This is a genomic window from Pseudaquabacterium rugosum (assembly GCF_038066575.1).
Taxonomy (GTDB): domain Bacteria; phylum Pseudomonadota; class Gammaproteobacteria; order Burkholderiales; family Burkholderiaceae_C; genus Pseudaquabacterium; species Pseudaquabacterium rugosum.
This window is the reverse complement of the sequence record NZ_JBBUTF010000002.1, coordinates 267,249-282,116: the sequence shown is the minus strand read 5'-3', so window position 1 is coordinate 282,116 and position 14,868 is coordinate 267,249. Positions and strand designations below refer to the sequence as shown.

Genomic DNA, 14,868 nt, shown 5'->3' with positions numbered 1-14,868 from the left:
CCTGACCGTCAGAACAAGGATCCTCCACCCGTGATCGAAGCCGTCGAGTTCATGGGCCAGCCCGCCATGCGGCTGGTCGCCCCGGACGGGGCCGAAGCCACCGTGCTGCTGCACGGCGCCCACATCGTCAGCTGGATTCCGGCCGGCGACCAGGAGCGCTTCTACGTCTCGCCGACCACCGGCTTCGGCCCCGGCACCGCGGTGCGCGGCGGTGTGCCGGTGTGCTGGCCACAGTTCAACATGCGTGGCCCCCTGCCCTGCAAGCATGGCCTGGTGCGCGACCGCGCCTGGCAGTGGGATGCGCAGCAGTCGGCGGTGCGCGCCGGTGCCGCCATCGGCGTGCTGACGCTGCGCGACGACGCGGCCACCCGGGCCATCTGGCCGCAGGGCTTCGAGGCCGAGCTGACGCTGGTCCTGAGCGGCCTGGAGCTCGACATCGAGCTGGCCATCACCAACAGCGGCGACACGCCGATGACCTTCACCGGCGCGCTGCACAGCTACTTCAAGGTCGACGACGTGCGCCGCTCGCGCCTGGGCGGCCTGTTCGGCGTCGAGTACCTGGACACGGTGATCGACGAGACCCACCGCCAGGAGTTCGACCCGATGAGCTTCGTCGGCGAGATCGACCGCATCTACTGGAACGCCGGCGGGGCCGACAAGCAGCCGCTGATCCTGGCCACCCACATGGGGCGCATGGGCATCACCGCCGAGGGCCTGCCCGACGTGGTGGTGTGGAACCCGGGCCCGGCCAAGGCCGCCGCCCTGCCCGACCTGCCCGACGAGGACTGGCCACGCTTCCTGTGCGTCGAGGCCGCGCTGATCGGCGAGCCGGTCACGGTGGCCCCGGGCGAGAGCTGGTCCGGCCGCCAGAGCCTGGCGGTCTGACGCCGGCCTTGGGCACCGATCTCGACCGGCCGCGCACGGCGCTCGGCCCGCTGGCCGCGCGCGACCCGGCCGCCGCCGCCGTGCTGCGCCTGCTGCGCGCCCACGATGGCTCGATGACCCGCGCCGCCGAGGCCTTGAGCGGTGGCCCGGTCCACGTCATCGTCCATGCGCAGGTGCCGCTGCCGGCGCTGCCCGCACAGGCGCCGCTGCCGCCGCGCGACGCCCCGCCGCCCGGCCCCTGCCTGCAGCGTCTGATCAGCCTGTGCGCGGCCGACGGCACGGTGCTGCTCGACAGCCTGAGCTATCTGCCGCTGGCCGGGCTCGACGCCGCCGACCGCGAGGCGCTGCTGGCCGGCCGCACGCCGATCGGCCAGCTGCTGGACGGCCGCTGGCAGCGCCGCCATCCGGTCGAGCCGGCACCCGGCTTCTGGGACCCGCTGTGGGCCTGCGTCGGCCGGCCCGATCCGGCGGCGGCCCGCGCGCAGTGGCTGGCCCACCAGGGAGGCCCGTCCTGGCTGGTGGCCGAGGTGCTGCGCGGCGGGATGGTGCGCGCGGTCACGCCCGCCTGAGACCTGCGACCGGGCCGCGGACACCCCCGGCTCCGGCGCCCCGCGGACCCGCGCGCCGATGTGCAGGGATGCCGAGCGCCACGCGGCCGTCACGCCATCGACCGCCTCCTAGAATCGCCGCCATGCACATCCACATCCTGGGCATCTGCGGCACCTTCATGGGCGGTCTGGCGGCGCTGGCGCGCGAGGCCGGCCATCGCGTCACCGGCTGCGACGCCAACGTCTACCCGCCGATGAGCGACCAGCTGCGCGCCCTCGGCATCGAGCTGATCGAGGGCTTCGGCGCCGACCAGCTGGCGCTCCAGCCCGACCTGTTCGTGATCGGCAACGTCGTCAGCCGCGGCAACCCGCTGATGGAGGCCATCCTGGATGCGGGCGCGGCCTACACCAGCGGCCCGCAGTGGCTGTCGGAGCACGTGCTGCAGGGCCGCCATGTGCTGGCCGTGGCCGGCACCCACGGCAAGACCACCACCACCTCGATGCTGGCCTGGGTGCTGGAGCACGCCGGCCTGCAGCCGGGTTTCCTGGTCGGCGGCGTACCGCTCAATTTCGGCGTTTCGGCGCGGCTGGGCCGGCGGGACGGCGCGGACGGCGCGCGCACGCCCTTCGTCATCGAGGCCGACGAGTACGACACCGCCTTCTTCGACAAGCGCAGCAAGTTCGTGCATTACCGGCCGCGCACCGCGGTGCTCAACAACCTCGAATACGACCACGCCGACATCTTCCCGGACCTGGCCGCGATCGAGACCCAGTTCCACCACCTGGTGCGCACCGTGCCGGCCGCCGGCCGGCTGGTCGTCAACACCCGCGAGGAGGCGCTGGCCCGCGTGCTGCAGCGCGGCTGCTGGAGCGAGGTGCAGCGCTTCGGCGCCCGCAAGGAGGAGCCCGGCAGCCTGCGCGCCCGCGGTGAGCCGCATGCCTTCGACGTGCTGCGCGGCAGCCTGAAGATCGCCCGCGTCGAATGGGGCCTGCTGGGCGAGCACAACCAGCTCAACGCGCTGGCGACGATCGCCGCGGCCGAGCACGTCGGCGTCGCGCCCGAGGTGGCCGCGGCCGCACTGGCCAGCTTCGAGAACGTGCGCCGGCGCCTGGAGCTCAAGGGCGAGGCCGGCGGCGTCAAGGTCTACGACGACTTCGCCCACCATCCGACGGCCATGCGCACCACCGTCAACGGCCTGCGCCGGCGCGTCGGGCTGGCGCGCATCCTGGCCGTCTTCGAGCCGCGCAGCAACACGATGAAGCTGGGCACCATGGCCCAGCAGCTGCCCTGGGCGCTGGAGGAGGCCGACCTGTCGTTCTGCCTGCAGGGCGACTACGGCTGGCGCGCCACCGACGTGCTGGCACCGCTGGGTGAACAGGCCCAGGTGGCCGACAGCATCGACAAGCTGGTCACCCAGGTGGTCAAGGCCGCACGGCCGGGCGACCATGTGCTGGTGATGAGCAACGGCGGCTTCGGCGGCATCCACGGCCAGCTGATCGAGGCGCTGGCGCGCCGTGGCTGAGCGCGCTGCGCCGGCCCTGCAGGCACCGTCGCCGCCGGCCGACGCGCCGCTCGCCGGCCCGCCACTGACCCATCTGCTCTACCTGCACGGGTTCCGCTCGTCGCCGCGCTCGTTCAAGGCGCAGCGGCTGGCGGACTGGGTGGCGGCGCAGCGGCCCGATCTGGTCTGGTGCTGTCCGCAGCTGCCACCGGACCCCGACGCGGCGCTGGCCCTGATCGATGCGCTGACCGGCGACTGGCCGGCCGCGGGCATGGCCGTCATCGGCAGCTCGCTCGGCGGCTTCTACGCCTGCGTGGTGGCCGAGGCCCGGGGCTGCCGCGCGCTGCTGCTGAACCCGGCGGTCGATCCGGCGCGCGATCTGGCCCGCCACATCGGCCGCCTGACGGCCTGGCACGACCCGGCGCTGTCCTTCGACTTCGGTCCTGAGCACGTGGCCGCGCTGCGCGCGATGGCGCCGGCCACGCTCCACGCGCCGCAGCGCTACGCCGCCCTGATCGCCGAGGGCGACGAGGTGCTGGACGCCGCCGAGATGCGCGCCCGCCATGCCGCGGCCGCCGGCCTGCGCGTGATCCCCGGCAGCGACCATGCGCTGTCGGACTTCGACGCGCACCTGCCCTGGCTGATCGCCACGCTGGGCCTGGCGCCAGCCGGCCACTGACAGGCCCCCGCGCGCACCCGCGCCGGCCCCCGGGCCGCAGAGTGCGAAGGATCAAGACGGCCCTCGCCCCTACCCTTCAGTTCGACGTCGAGCCGCCGAAACCGTGGAGGACACGGCACGCGCACCTTCCCGCAACGCGCCCACGGCGCCGCGCCTGGCACGTGCCCCCCATCGACGGAGACCTGAACATGAATCTGCGCGCCCTGCGCATCGGCCCGCGCCTGGGCCTGGGCTTCGGCAGCCTGCTGCTGCTGCTGTCGCTGATTGCCGGCACCGGCCTGTGGATGCTGCGCAGCATCCAGACCGATGTCGTCGACCTCGGCACCAACTGGCTGCCCAGCATCAAGGCACTGGCCGACATCCGCAGCCTGAGCAACGGTGCCCGCAATGCGACCTTGAACGTGGTGCTGGCCACGGAGCCGGCCCAGCGGCAGGCCGCGGAGCAGCGCCGCCGCCAGCTGTTCGACACGGAGCTGCCCGAGGCCCACAAGCACTACAAGGCGCTGATCTCCTCGCCGTCGGAACAGGCGATCTATGACCGCCTGTCCGCGTCCTGGGACCGCTACCGACAAACCGACGACCGCCTGATGGCCCTGGCGGCCGAGGGCGACGCCAGGTTCACGGACGCGCGTCAGCTCGCCACCGGCGATGCCGCGCGGATGTTCGGCGAGGCCATGGCCATCGTCGGAGAGCTGATCGCCGTCAACGAGGAAGGCTCGGTGAGCTCGGTCGCGAAGGCGGACGCGGGCTACCGCCAGGCCAACCTGATCATCACCGGCCTGCTGCTGGTCGCGCTGGCCACGGGCTCGGGCCTGGCCTGGGCCGTCACCCGCTCGATCACCCAGCCGGTGGCCCGTGCCGCGGAGATGGTCGACACCGTGGCCCGCGGCGACCTGACCAGCCACATCAACGACACCGCCGACGACGAACCCGGCCGCCTGCTGCAGTCGCTGGCGGTGATGAACGACAACCTGCGCCGCCTGGTCAGCGACGTGCGCAGCGCCAGTGACAGCATCGCCACCGGCTCCTCGCAGATCGCCACCGGCAATGCCGACCTCAGCCAGCGCACCGAGGAGCAGGCCTCGAACCTGGAGGAGACGGCGGCCTCGATGGAGGAGATGACCGGCGTCGTGCGTTCGACCTCGGACACCGCGCAGGAGGCCACCCGTCTGGCCAGCACCGCGGCCCAGGCCGCCGAGCGCGGGGGCGAGGTGGTCGGCGAGGTCGTCTCGACGATGCAGGAGATCTCGGGCGCCTCGCGCAAGATCGCCGAGATCATCGGCACCATCGACGGCATCGCCTTCCAGACCAACATCCTGGCCCTGAACGCCGCGGTCGAAGCCGCCCGCGCCGGCGAACAGGGCCGCGGCTTCGCGGTGGTGGCCGGTGAGGTGCGCACGCTGGCCCAGCGCTCGGCCGAAGCCGCGCGCGAGATCAAGACGCTGATCAGCAGCAGCGTGGAGAAGGTCGAGACCGGCAGCCGCCTGGTCGATCAGGCCGGCAGCGCGATGGGCGACATCGTCTCCCAGGTGCAGCGGGTCAGCGGCATGATCACCGAGATCGCCAATGCCTCGCAGGAGCAGAACGCCGGCATCAGCCAGGTCGGCGACGCGGTCAACCAGCTCGATCAGGTGACGCAGCAGAACGCGGCGCTGGTCGAGCAGAGCGCGGCCGCGGCTGAAAGCCTGAAGCAGCAGGCGGCCCGTCTGGCCGAGCTGGTCGGCACCTTCCGCATCGGCCAGGATGGCGGCAGCCACCGCGCGACGGCAGCGCCGGTCAGCCCGCGCACCGCCCATCTGTCGGGCACCCCGGCGCCGCGCCCGGCGGCCGCGCCGGCCCCGCGGGCCGCCAGCCCGGCGCCGCGTTCCGCACCGGCCGCCGCACCGTCGCCAGCCAGCGCCGAGGCCGACTGGGAAACCTTCTGACTGGGCGGTCGCCGGGCCCCTGGCCCGGCCGCCCCACGGCAGGCCGGACGCTCAGCGCGTCAGGCGGGCCAGCAGACCGGCGGTGCTGGCATCCAGCCCGTCGGTCGCGCCGCTTTCCAGGCGCGGCAGCAGCGCGTTGCACAGCGCCTTGCCCAGCTCGACGCCCCACTGGTCGAAGCTGTTGATGCCCCACAGGGCGCCGCTGGTCCAGACCCGGTGCTCGTAGAGCGCGATCAGCGCGCCCAGCGCGCGCGGCGTCAGGCGCTCCAGCACCAGCGTCGTGCTCGGCCGGTTGCCGGGGAAGGTGCGGTGGCGCGCCACGGTCAGCTTGCCCAGCTGGTCGGAGGCGGTCGGCGCCTGCTCGCCCAGCGCCTGCTCGGTCGACTTGCCCAGCATCAGCGCCTGGCTCTGCGCCAGGCAGTTGGCCAGCGCCTTGCGGTGCAGGTCGGCATGCGGATGGGTCGGATGCTGGACGGCGATGAACTCCACCGGGATCACGTCCGTGCCCTGGTGCAGCATCTGGAAGTACGCGTGCTGGCCGTTGGTGCCGGCCTCGCCCCAGACCACCGGGCTGGTGCCGTAGGGCAGCGGCTGGCCGTCGAGGTCGACGCACTTGCCGTTGCTCTCCATCTCCAGCTGCTGCAGATAGGCGGCGAAGCGCTTGAGGCCCTGGTGGTAGGGCGCGACCGAGCGGCTGGAGAAGCCGTGGAAGTTGCGGTACCAGACGTCCAGCAGGCCCATGAGCACCGGCAGGTTGTGCTCCAGCGGCGCGGTGGCGAAGTGGCGGTCCATCGCGTGGGCGCCGGCCAGCAGCTCACGGAAATGGTCCGAGCCGATGGCGATGGCGATCGGCAGGCCGATCGCGCTCCACAGGCTGTAGCGCCCGCCGACCCAGTCCCAGAAGCCGAAGGTGGTGGTGATGCCGAAATCGGCCGCCGCCTTCAGGTTGGTCGTCGCGCCGACGAAATGCCGCGCGATCGCCGACGCCTCTCCGCCCGCATCGAGGAACCACTGCCGCGCCACCGCGGCATTGGCCATCGTCTCCTGCGTGGTGAAGGTCTTGCTGGCGATGATGAACAGCGTCTCCGACGGCTTGAGCCGACGCAGCACCGGCGTGATGTCGTGGCCGTCGACATTGCTGACGAAGTGCAGCGTCAGGCCCGGATGGCAGAAGGCGTCGAGCGCCGGCACCACCATCTGCGGGCCCAGGTCGGAGCCGCCGATGCCGATGTTGACGATGTGGCGGATGCCGCTGCGGGCGGTGTCGCGCACCTCCTCGGCAAAGGCCAGCATGCGGTCGAGCACGCCGTGGACCTCGTCGCTGAACGGGGCCTGGCCGCGCGGGGCGCGCAGCGCGGTGTGCAGCACCGCCCGGCCCTCGGTGGCGTTGACCGGCTCGCCGCGCAGCATCGCGTCGCGGCGGGCCTCCAGCCCACACTCGCGGGCGAGGGCCAGCAGGTGGGTGCGGGTGGCCACGTCCCAGCGGTTCTTCGACAGGTCGGCGAAGACCTCCGGCGCCTGCAGGCTGAACTGGTCGAAGCGTTGCGGGTCCTGCGCGAACAGCGCGCGCAGGTCCAGCTGGCGGCCATGGGCCTCGAAGTGGCCTTGCAGCGCACCCCAGGCGACGGTCTGGTCACAGCGCTTGGCGTCCATCGGTCGTGCTCCTTGCAATGAACGTCAGGCGGCCAGGATCATCGTGTCGAGCTTGCCGGCATCGACGGCGAAGGCGCGGATGCCCTCGGCCAGCTTCTCGGTGGCCATGGCGTCCTCGTTGAGGGCCCAGCGGAAGGCCTTCTCGTCCTGCTGCACGGCCGGGATGTCGGCGGCGCGGGCGGCCTCGGCGTCCAGGCGACGGACCAGCGGCACGTCGGCGCCCTGCAGTGCGCTCAGCAGATCGGGGCTGATGGTCAGCAGGTCGCAGCCGGCCAGCGCGGTGATCTGGCCGACGTTGCGGAAGCTGGCGCCCATCACCTCGGTGGCGATGCCGTGCTTCTTGTAGTAGGCGTAGATGCGCTCGACGCTCTGCACGCCGGGGTCGTTCGGGCCGGCCTTGGCGGCCTCGTCCCAGGCGGCGCCGGCCTGCTTCTTGTACCAGTCGTAGATGCGGCCGACGAAGGGGCTGATCAGCTGCACCTTGGCGTCACCGCAGGCCACGGCCTGGCAGAACGCGAACAGCAGCGTCAGGTTGCAGCGCGTGCCTTCGGTCTCCAGCACCTTGGCGGCCTGGATGCCTTCCCAGGTCGAGGCGATCTTGATCAGCACCCGCTCCTTCGGGATGCCGGCGGCCTCGTACAGGCCGATGATGCGGCGGGCACGGGCCAGCGTGGCCTCGGTGTCGAAGCTCAGGCGGGCGTCGACCTCGGTCGAGACGCGGCCCGGCACGACCTTCAGGATCTCCAGACCGAAGCGCACCAGCACGTGGTCGACGATGACGTCCAGCGGTGCACCGCGGTGGGCGGCCACCGTCTCGGTCAGCAGCGGCAGGTACTCGGCCTGCTGCACGGCCTTCAGGATCAGCGAGGGATTGGTCGTCGCGTCCTGCGGCGCGAACTGCGCCAGCTGCTTGAAGTTGCCGGTGTCGGCGACGACGGTGGTGTATTGCTTGAGCTGATCGAGCTGGTTCATGGCAGGCGTGGGGCGCCCGGGGCGCCTTCAGGGGGATGAACACGATCGACCCCACGCCGGGCGCGGAGCCGCTGCGCGCGGCCGGCCCGTCTCCTCGGGGCCGTCGCCGGCGCGTCCACCCGCATTAGAACCGGATCACGTGGCAGCGGGTTCCGAGCCGGTTACGGCCCCCCATGGCCGGCAGCCCCGCGGGCGTGGGGGATGGCACGCCCGGCTGTCGCCCCCGCACCACGGACGGCGGTCCGGCGGGCGCCTTGCCCGGCCGCGGACGTGCGTGCCATACTCCGCCCCGCTCCGGGGTGCAGGCCGACAAGGCCCGCTGAGATGGATCTGTCCGAACCCGCGAACTTGAACCGGTTAGTACCGGCGGAAGAAGAGCCCTGGCCTCCTGGCCACCGGATCGGCGCAAGCCGTCCACCACCGACCACGGCCCCTGAACGGGCGATGGGCCGGGGGTGGTCTCCCCCGGTGCCACGGCCTCCTCGGAGCACGCAGCCGCTGCCCCCATCCGCCCGAGGAGACCGCCGATGAACGCCCCCGACAAGCTCGCCGACCTGCTGACGCTCACGCGTGAGCCCTTCCCTGCCTCGCGCAAGGTGCATGTCACCGGCTCCCGCCCCGACATCCTGGTGCCGATGCGCGAGATCGCACTGACCAACGGCGAGCAGGTCACCGTCTACGACACCTCGGGCCCCTACACCGATCCGTCGGTGGCCATCGACGTGCGCCAGGGCCTGGCATCGGTGCGTTCGTCCTGGATCGCCGACCGTGCCGACACCGAGACCTACACCGGCCGCGCCCGCGTGGCGCTGGACGATGGCGGCAAGCATGAGGAGCGCGACGGCGGCCGCATCGAGGCCCTGCGCGCCGAGGCCGCCGGCCTGCAGCGCCAGCCGCGCCGCGCCAAGGCCGGTGCCAACGTCTCGCAGATGCACTATGCCCGCCAAGGCATCGTCACGCCCGAGATGGAATACATCGCCATTCGCGAGAACGGCAAGCGCGAGTGGATGCGCGAGTACCTGGGCGACGCCGAGCGCGAGGCCCGCCTGAAGGGCAACGCGATGGGCGCGCGCATTCCCGACATCATCACGCCGGAGTTCGTGCGCGACGAAGTGGCGCGCGGCCGCGCGGTGATCCCCGCCAACATCAACCACCCGGAAGTCGAGCCGATGATCATCGGCCGCAATTTCCTGGTGAAGATCAACTCGAACATCGGCAACTCGGCCGTGACCTCCTCGATCGAGGAAGAGGTCGAGAAGCTGGTCTGGTCGATCCGCTGGGGCGGCGACACGGTGATGGACCTGTCGACCGGCAAGAACATCCACACCACGCGCGACTGGATCCTGCGCAACTCGCCGGTGCCCATCGGCACGGTGCCGATCTACCAGGCGCTGGAGAAGGTCGGCGGCATCGCCGAAGACCTGAGCTGGGAGATCTTCCGCGACACGCTGATCGAGCAGGCCGAGCAGGGGGTGGACTACTTCACCATCCACGCCGGCGTGCGCCTGCCCTTCGTGCCGATGACGACCAAGCGCCGCACCGGCATCGTCTCGCGCGGCGGCTCGATCCTGGCCAAGTGGATGATCACGCACCACAAGGAAAACTTCCTGTACACGCATTTCGAAGAGATCTGCGAGATCATGAAGGCCTACGACGTGACGTTCTCGCTGGGCGACGGCCTGCGCCCGGGCTCGGGTGCCGACGCCAACGACGAGGCCCAGTTCGCCGAACTGCGCACCCTCGGCGAGCTGACGCAGGTCGCGTGGAAGCACGACGTGCAGACCATGATCGAAGGCCCGGGCCATGTGCCGATGCACATGATCCAGGCCAACATGGACGAGCAGCTCAAGCACTGCAAGGAAGCGCCGTTCTACACGCTGGGCCCGCTGACCATCGACATCGCGCCGGGCTACGACCACATCGCCAGCGCCATCGGCGCGGCGATGATCGGCTGGATGGGCACGGCGATGCTCTGCTATGTCACGCCCAAGGAGCACCTGGGCCTGCCCGACCGTGACGACGTCAAGGCCGGCATCATCGCCTACAAGATCGCCGCGCACGCCGCCGACGTGGCCAAGGGCCACCCGGGCCAGCGCGCCCGCGACGACGCCATGAGCAAGGCGCGCTTCGAGTTCCGCTGGCGCGACCAGTTCGCGCTCGGCCTGGACCCGCAGACCGCCGAGGCCTACCACGACGAGACGCTGCCCAAGGACTCGTCGAAGGAGGCGCACTTCTGCTCGATGTGCGGGCCGAAGTTCTGCTCGATGAAGATCACGCAGGACGTGCGCGACTACGCCGATGCCAAGGGCCTGAACGAGGCGTCCGCGCTGGCCGAGGGCATGGCCGAGAAGTCGGCCGAGTTCAAGGCCCGGGGCGGCGAGTTCTACATCCCGATCCAGCCCGAGGCCGCCACCGGCAACGGCCAGGCCTGAAGGCCATGGCCCGCATCGGCATCGCCGGCGCCGGCCTGCTGGGCCGGCTGATCGCCTGGCGGCTGGCCGTGGCCGGCCATGCGGTCGAGGTGTTCGACCCGGCCGACGGACCGGCCCCTCGCTTCGACGGTCAGGGAGCGGCCGGCTTCACCGCGGCCGGCATGCTCAGCCCGCTGGCCGAGCTGGACAACGCCGGACCGACGGTGGCGACGCTGGGCCTGCGCTCGCTGGCGCTGTGGCCGCGCATCGCGCAGCGGCTGGCGGCCGAGCCCGCGGTGCAGGCCCTGCCCGACGGTGCCCCTCAGGTGCGCGTGCAGGGCAGCCTGATGCTGGCCCACCGCAGCGACCTGGGCGCCGCCCAGCGGGTGCTGGCCCGCGTCGCCGAGGGCCGGACCATCGGCCTGGGTGCGCCCCAGCCGCTGGACGCCGCCGCGCTGACCGCGCTGGAGCCGGCCCTGCACGGCATCGCCCACGCCTGGCTGCTGCCCGGCGAGGGGCAGATCGACACGCCGGTGATGCTGCAGGCGCTGGCCGCGGCCGCGACGGCGGCCGGCGTGCGCTGGCACTGGGGCGCGACGGTCACGCAGGCCTCGGCCGGACAACTGGTGCTGGCCGACGGCCGCACGCAGCGCTGCGACACGGTGATCGACGTGCGGGGCGTCGGCGCGCGGCAAGCGGGGCCCCTGGCGTCGGCCGATCCCCGCCCGCATCTGCGCGGCGTGCGCGGCGAGACGGTGTGGCTGCACGCGCCGGGCCTGGGCCTGCAGCGGCCGGTGCGCCTGCTGCATCCGCGCCACCGCGTCTACATCGTGCCGCGCGCGGGCGACCGCGTCGTCATCGGCGCCAGCGAGATCGAGAGCGAGGACCGCTCCGAGGTGTCGCTGAAGACCGCCGTCGAGCTGATGACGGCCGCCCACAGCGTGCTGCCGGCGCTGGCCGAAGCCCGCATCCTGCGGCTGGACCGCAACCTGCGCCCGGCCCTGCCCGACCACGAACCGCGCACCGTGATCGACCACGGCCTGCTGTGCATCAACGGCCTGTTCCGCCACGGCTGGCTGCTGGCGCCGGCACTCGTCGACGATGCGCTGGCGGCGGCCGATCTGGCCGCGCCACTGGCCTGAAGCCCTCACCCGCCCATGAGCACCCCCGATCCCGTCGCCGCCGCCCCGCTGACCATCCTGCTCGACGAGCAGGCCCAGGCACTGCCCGGCCCCTGCACGCTGGCCGAACTGGTCGAGCGCCTCGGCCATGCGCCGCCGGCGGTGGCCACCGCCGTCAACGGCCGCTTCGTCGCCCGCAGCGCGCGCGCGGGCACCGCGCTGGCCGACGGCGACCGCGTCAGCCTGTTCCAGCCCATCGTCGGCGGCTGAGCCCACCGCCTGCCGGAGACCCCCCGATGTCCACCGCCCACCCCGTCCCCCCTGCCCTGGCCCCGCTGTCCGATGCCCATGATCCCTGGTGCGTCGATGGCGTCACGCTGAGCAGCCGCTTCCTGCTCGGCACCGCCGGCTATCCGTCGCCGCAGGTGCTGGGCGAGGCCATCACCGCCTCCGGCAGCCAGATCGTCACGGTGGGCCTGAAGCGCACGCTGTCGGCCGCCGGCGACAACGGCTTCATCGCCACCATCCGGCGCGCGCTGTCCGAGCGCGGCGCCCGCCTGCTGCCCAACACAGCCGGCTGCCGCTCCGCGCGCGAGGCCATCGAGCTGGCGCTGATGGCGCGCGAGCTCTACGACACGCCCTGGGTCAAGCTGGAGGTGATCGGCGACGAGCACACGCTGCAGCCCGATCCGCTGGAGCTGGTCGAGGCCGCGCGCGTGCTGGTGCGCGAGGGCTGCGTGGTCTGGCCCTACTGCACCGATGACCTGGTCACCTGCCGCCGCCTGCTGGACGTGGGCTGCGCGGTGCTGATGCCCTGGGGCGCGCCGATCGGCTCCGGCCAGGGCCTGATCAACCCGTGGGCGCTGCGCACGCTGCGCGAGCGCCTGCCCGAGGTGACGCTGATCGTCGATGCCGGCATCGGCGCGCCCTCGCACGCGGCGCAGGCGCTGGAGCTGGGCTTCGACGCGGTGCTGCTCAACAGCGCGGTGTCGCAGGCCCGCGATCCGGTGGCGATGGCGCGCGCCTTCGGCCATGCGGTGGCGGCCGGCCGCGGCGCCTTCCGGGCCGGTGTGATGGCACGCCAGGACTTCGCCGTCGCCAGCACGCCGGTGGGCGGCGCGCCGGTGCTGCTGGGCTGACGGTCGAGGGGCGAGGACCGATGAACGACACCCGAGCGACCCCCTCGGCCGAGCACCCGCGGCCCATCGTCTGGAGCATCGCCGGCACCGACAGCGGCGGCGGCGCCGGCCTGGCGGCCGACCAGCGCGCGGCCGAGGCCTGCGGCGTGCATCTGTGCCCGGTGGTGGCGGCCGTCACGGCCCAGCACACGGCGGCCGTCACCCACATCGCGCCGGTCGATCCGGCGCTGCTGCAGGCCCAGCTCGACGCGCTAGCCCAGGATCTGCCGCCGCGCGTGATCAAGACCGGCCTGCTGGGCGGGCCGCAGCAGGTGCGGGTGGTGGCGGCGATGGTGCGCCGGCTGCGCGCACAGGGCCCGGGCCCGGTCGCGCTGGTGGTCGATCCGGTGCTGGGCGCCAGCAGCGGCGCCGGCTTCGCCGACGCGGCCACGCTGCAGGCCTACCGCGACGAGCTGCTGCCGCTGACCACCGTGCTGACGCCGAACCGGGCCGAGGCCCAGCGCTTGCTGGGCGACGACGCGGCCGAGGCCGGCGGCACGGCGGGCGATGGTACGAGCGGGGGGACGGCCGGTGGTGTGGCCGGTGGTGCGGCCGGCCACGCGATCGCCCCCGCCCGCCTGCCCGCGCTGGCGCGCCGGCTGCGCGCGCTCGGCGTCGAGACCGTCGTCATCACCGGCGGTGACGCGCCGCTGGAGACCGCGGACCGGCGCCCGGATGCCGACGCACCACCGACCGGAACACGACGGGCCCCTGCGGCCACGACCCCTGTCGGCCTCACCGGCGACGCAGACCCGGCCCCCGCGATCCCTCCGCTGGCCTGCGACTGGCTCGACAGCCCGCAGGCCGCCGGCTGGATGGTGGCGCCACGCATCGACACCCCGCACACCCACGGTACCGGCTGCACCTACGCCTCGGCGCTGGCCGGCGCGCTGGCCCACGGCTTCGTCAGCGCCGACGCGGCGGTGCTGGCCAAGATGGTCACCACCGGCGCGCTGCGCGCCGGCCGCGCAGGCCTGAGCCACGGCGCCGGGCCACACCCGGTGCGCGCCACCGCCGAAGCGGTGGCCGACCCCACGCTGCTGCCCTGGCTGGGCTGGGACGAGGATCTGGACGCACTGCGCGCGCTGCTGGCGGCGCCCGTGCCACCCCCATCCGCGCGCCGGCTCGACCTCTACGCGCTGTCCGACGACGCCGCCCACCTGCGCGCGCTGCTGGCCGCCGGCGTGCGCACGCTGCAGCTGCGCATCAAGACGCCGGCCACGCCCGATGCCGGCTGGCCGCAGCGCCTGCGCACCACCCTGGCCGACGGCATCCAGGCCTGCCGCGCAGCCGGCGCCGAACTGTTCATCAACGACCACGGGGCGCTGGCCGCCGAGCTGGGCGCCGACGGCGTGCACCTGGGCCAGGAAGACCTGCAGGCGCTCGGCACGGCCGGCCGCGCCGCGCTGCGCGCCAGCGGGGTGGGCCTGGGCATCAGCAGTCACGCGCTGTGGGAGCTGTGCCGCGCCCGCACGCTGGCGCCGCGCTACATCGCCTGCGGCCCGGTCTGGCCGACGCTGACCAAGGCCATGCCCTGGCATGCCCAGGGCCTGCGCAACCTGGCCTGGTGGGTGCGGATGGCCGGCGCCCCGGTGGTGGCCATCGGCGGCATCCTGGACGAAGCCCAGGCCCGCGCCGCAGCCGCGGCGGGCGCCGATGGCGTCTGCGTGGTGCGCGCCGTGGCCGGCGACGCGATCGGCCGTGTACCGGCCTTCGACACCGCGCTGCGGACCGGTCGCCGGACCGCCCCCGACGCCGCCCTCGCCGAGCCCGTCCCGCCCATGGGCGCCGACCGGCGTCAGGCGCCGCACGGCTGGCCCCTGCCCAGTCTGGCCGGTCCGGCCACGGCCTGACCGCGGGCCCGGGGCCGGCCGCCTCGGACCCGGCCAGCGGACCGACGGACACACCGGCCGGCGGCCCGCGGTCGGCCGCGCCGTGCTGCAGCGCGGATTGACCGTCTGAAGAAACCGATGCATGATCGAGGACGTAACCAA

12 protein-coding genes are annotated in these 14,868 nt (G+C 73.3%); 10 read left to right on the top strand and 2 right to left on the bottom strand.

Going from position 1 to position 14,868, the window contains the following annotated elements:
• Positions 1–30 precede the first annotated feature (30 nt).
• From AACH11_RS01860 to AACH11_RS01840, 5 genes are all read left to right on the top strand, one after another.
• The gene (locus AACH11_RS01860) at positions 31–885 is read left to right on the top strand and encodes a D-hexose-6-phosphate mutarotase (protein ID WP_341372487.1); all 855 of its coding nucleotides are present in this window, start codon (positions 31–33) and stop codon (positions 883–885) included.
• A gap of 8 nt (positions 886–893) precedes the next feature.
• Positions 894–1,454 carry a chorismate--pyruvate lyase family protein gene (locus AACH11_RS01855; protein ID WP_341372486.1) on the top strand — a complete coding sequence of 187 codons (561 nt, stop codon included), beginning with the start codon at positions 894–896 and terminating at the stop codon, positions 1,452–1,454.
• A gap of 122 nt (positions 1,455–1,576) precedes the next feature.
• Positions 1,577–2,956: a UDP-N-acetylmuramate:L-alanyl-gamma-D-glutamyl-meso-diaminopimelate ligase gene (gene mpl / locus AACH11_RS01850; RefSeq protein ID WP_341372485.1), complete on the top strand. Its 1,380-nt coding sequence runs from the start codon at positions 1,577–1,579 to the stop codon at positions 2,954–2,956.
• Positions 2,949–3,614, top strand: coding sequence for a YqiA/YcfP family alpha/beta fold hydrolase (locus tag AACH11_RS01845; protein ID WP_341372484.1), 666 nt, complete (start codon positions 2,949–2,951; stop codon positions 3,612–3,614). Before mpl ends, AACH11_RS01845 begins: the two co-directional genes overlap by 8 nt.
• Before the next feature lie 188 nt (positions 3,615–3,802).
• Positions 3,803–5,539 carry a methyl-accepting chemotaxis protein gene (locus tag AACH11_RS01840; protein WP_341372483.1) on the top strand — a complete coding sequence of 579 codons (1,737 nt, stop codon included), beginning with the start codon at positions 3,803–3,805 and terminating at the stop codon, positions 5,537–5,539.
• Positions 5,540–5,590: 51 nt separating this feature from the next.
• Here the strand turns inward: AACH11_RS01840 and pgi are convergent, their stop codons facing one another.
• Positions 5,591–7,192, bottom strand: a complete 1,602-nt coding sequence (pgi, locus tag AACH11_RS01835) for a glucose-6-phosphate isomerase (protein WP_341372482.1) — start codon at positions 7,190–7,192, stop codon at positions 5,591–5,593.
• A gap of 24 nt (positions 7,193–7,216) precedes the next feature.
• Entirely contained in the window at positions 7,217–8,164 is a 948-nt protein-coding gene (tal, locus tag AACH11_RS01830; RefSeq protein ID WP_341372481.1) for a transaldolase, read from the bottom strand.
• A gap of 527 nt (positions 8,165–8,691) precedes the next feature.
• On the opposite strand from tal, the gene thiC reads away from it, so the two are divergent.
• From thiC to AACH11_RS01805, 5 genes are read left to right on the top strand one after another with little or no spacing between them, the layout of a single operon-like run.
• On the top strand, positions 8,692–10,596 hold the full coding sequence (thiC, locus tag AACH11_RS01825; RefSeq protein ID WP_341372480.1) for a phosphomethylpyrimidine synthase ThiC: 1,905 nt from the start codon (positions 8,692–8,694) through the stop codon (positions 10,594–10,596).
• A 5-nt stretch (positions 10,597–10,601) separates the two neighbouring features.
• Positions 10,602–11,717, top strand: coding sequence for an FAD-dependent oxidoreductase (locus AACH11_RS01820; RefSeq protein ID WP_341372479.1), 1,116 nt, complete (start codon positions 10,602–10,604; stop codon positions 11,715–11,717).
• 15 nt (positions 11,718–11,732) lie between these two features.
• Positions 11,733–11,966: a sulfur carrier protein ThiS gene (gene thiS / locus AACH11_RS01815; protein ID WP_341372478.1), complete on the top strand. Its 234-nt coding sequence runs from the start codon at positions 11,733–11,735 to the stop codon at positions 11,964–11,966.
• 26 nt (positions 11,967–11,992) lie between these two features.
• Entirely contained in the window at positions 11,993–12,835 is an 843-nt protein-coding gene (locus tag AACH11_RS01810; protein WP_341372477.1) for a thiazole synthase, read from the top strand.
• A 20-nt stretch (positions 12,836–12,855) separates the two neighbouring features.
• Positions 12,856–14,727: a bifunctional hydroxymethylpyrimidine kinase/phosphomethylpyrimidine kinase gene (locus tag AACH11_RS01805; RefSeq protein ID WP_341372476.1), complete on the top strand. Its 1,872-nt coding sequence runs from the start codon at positions 12,856–12,858 to the stop codon at positions 14,725–14,727.
• Positions 14,728–14,868: the final 141 nt, after the last annotated feature.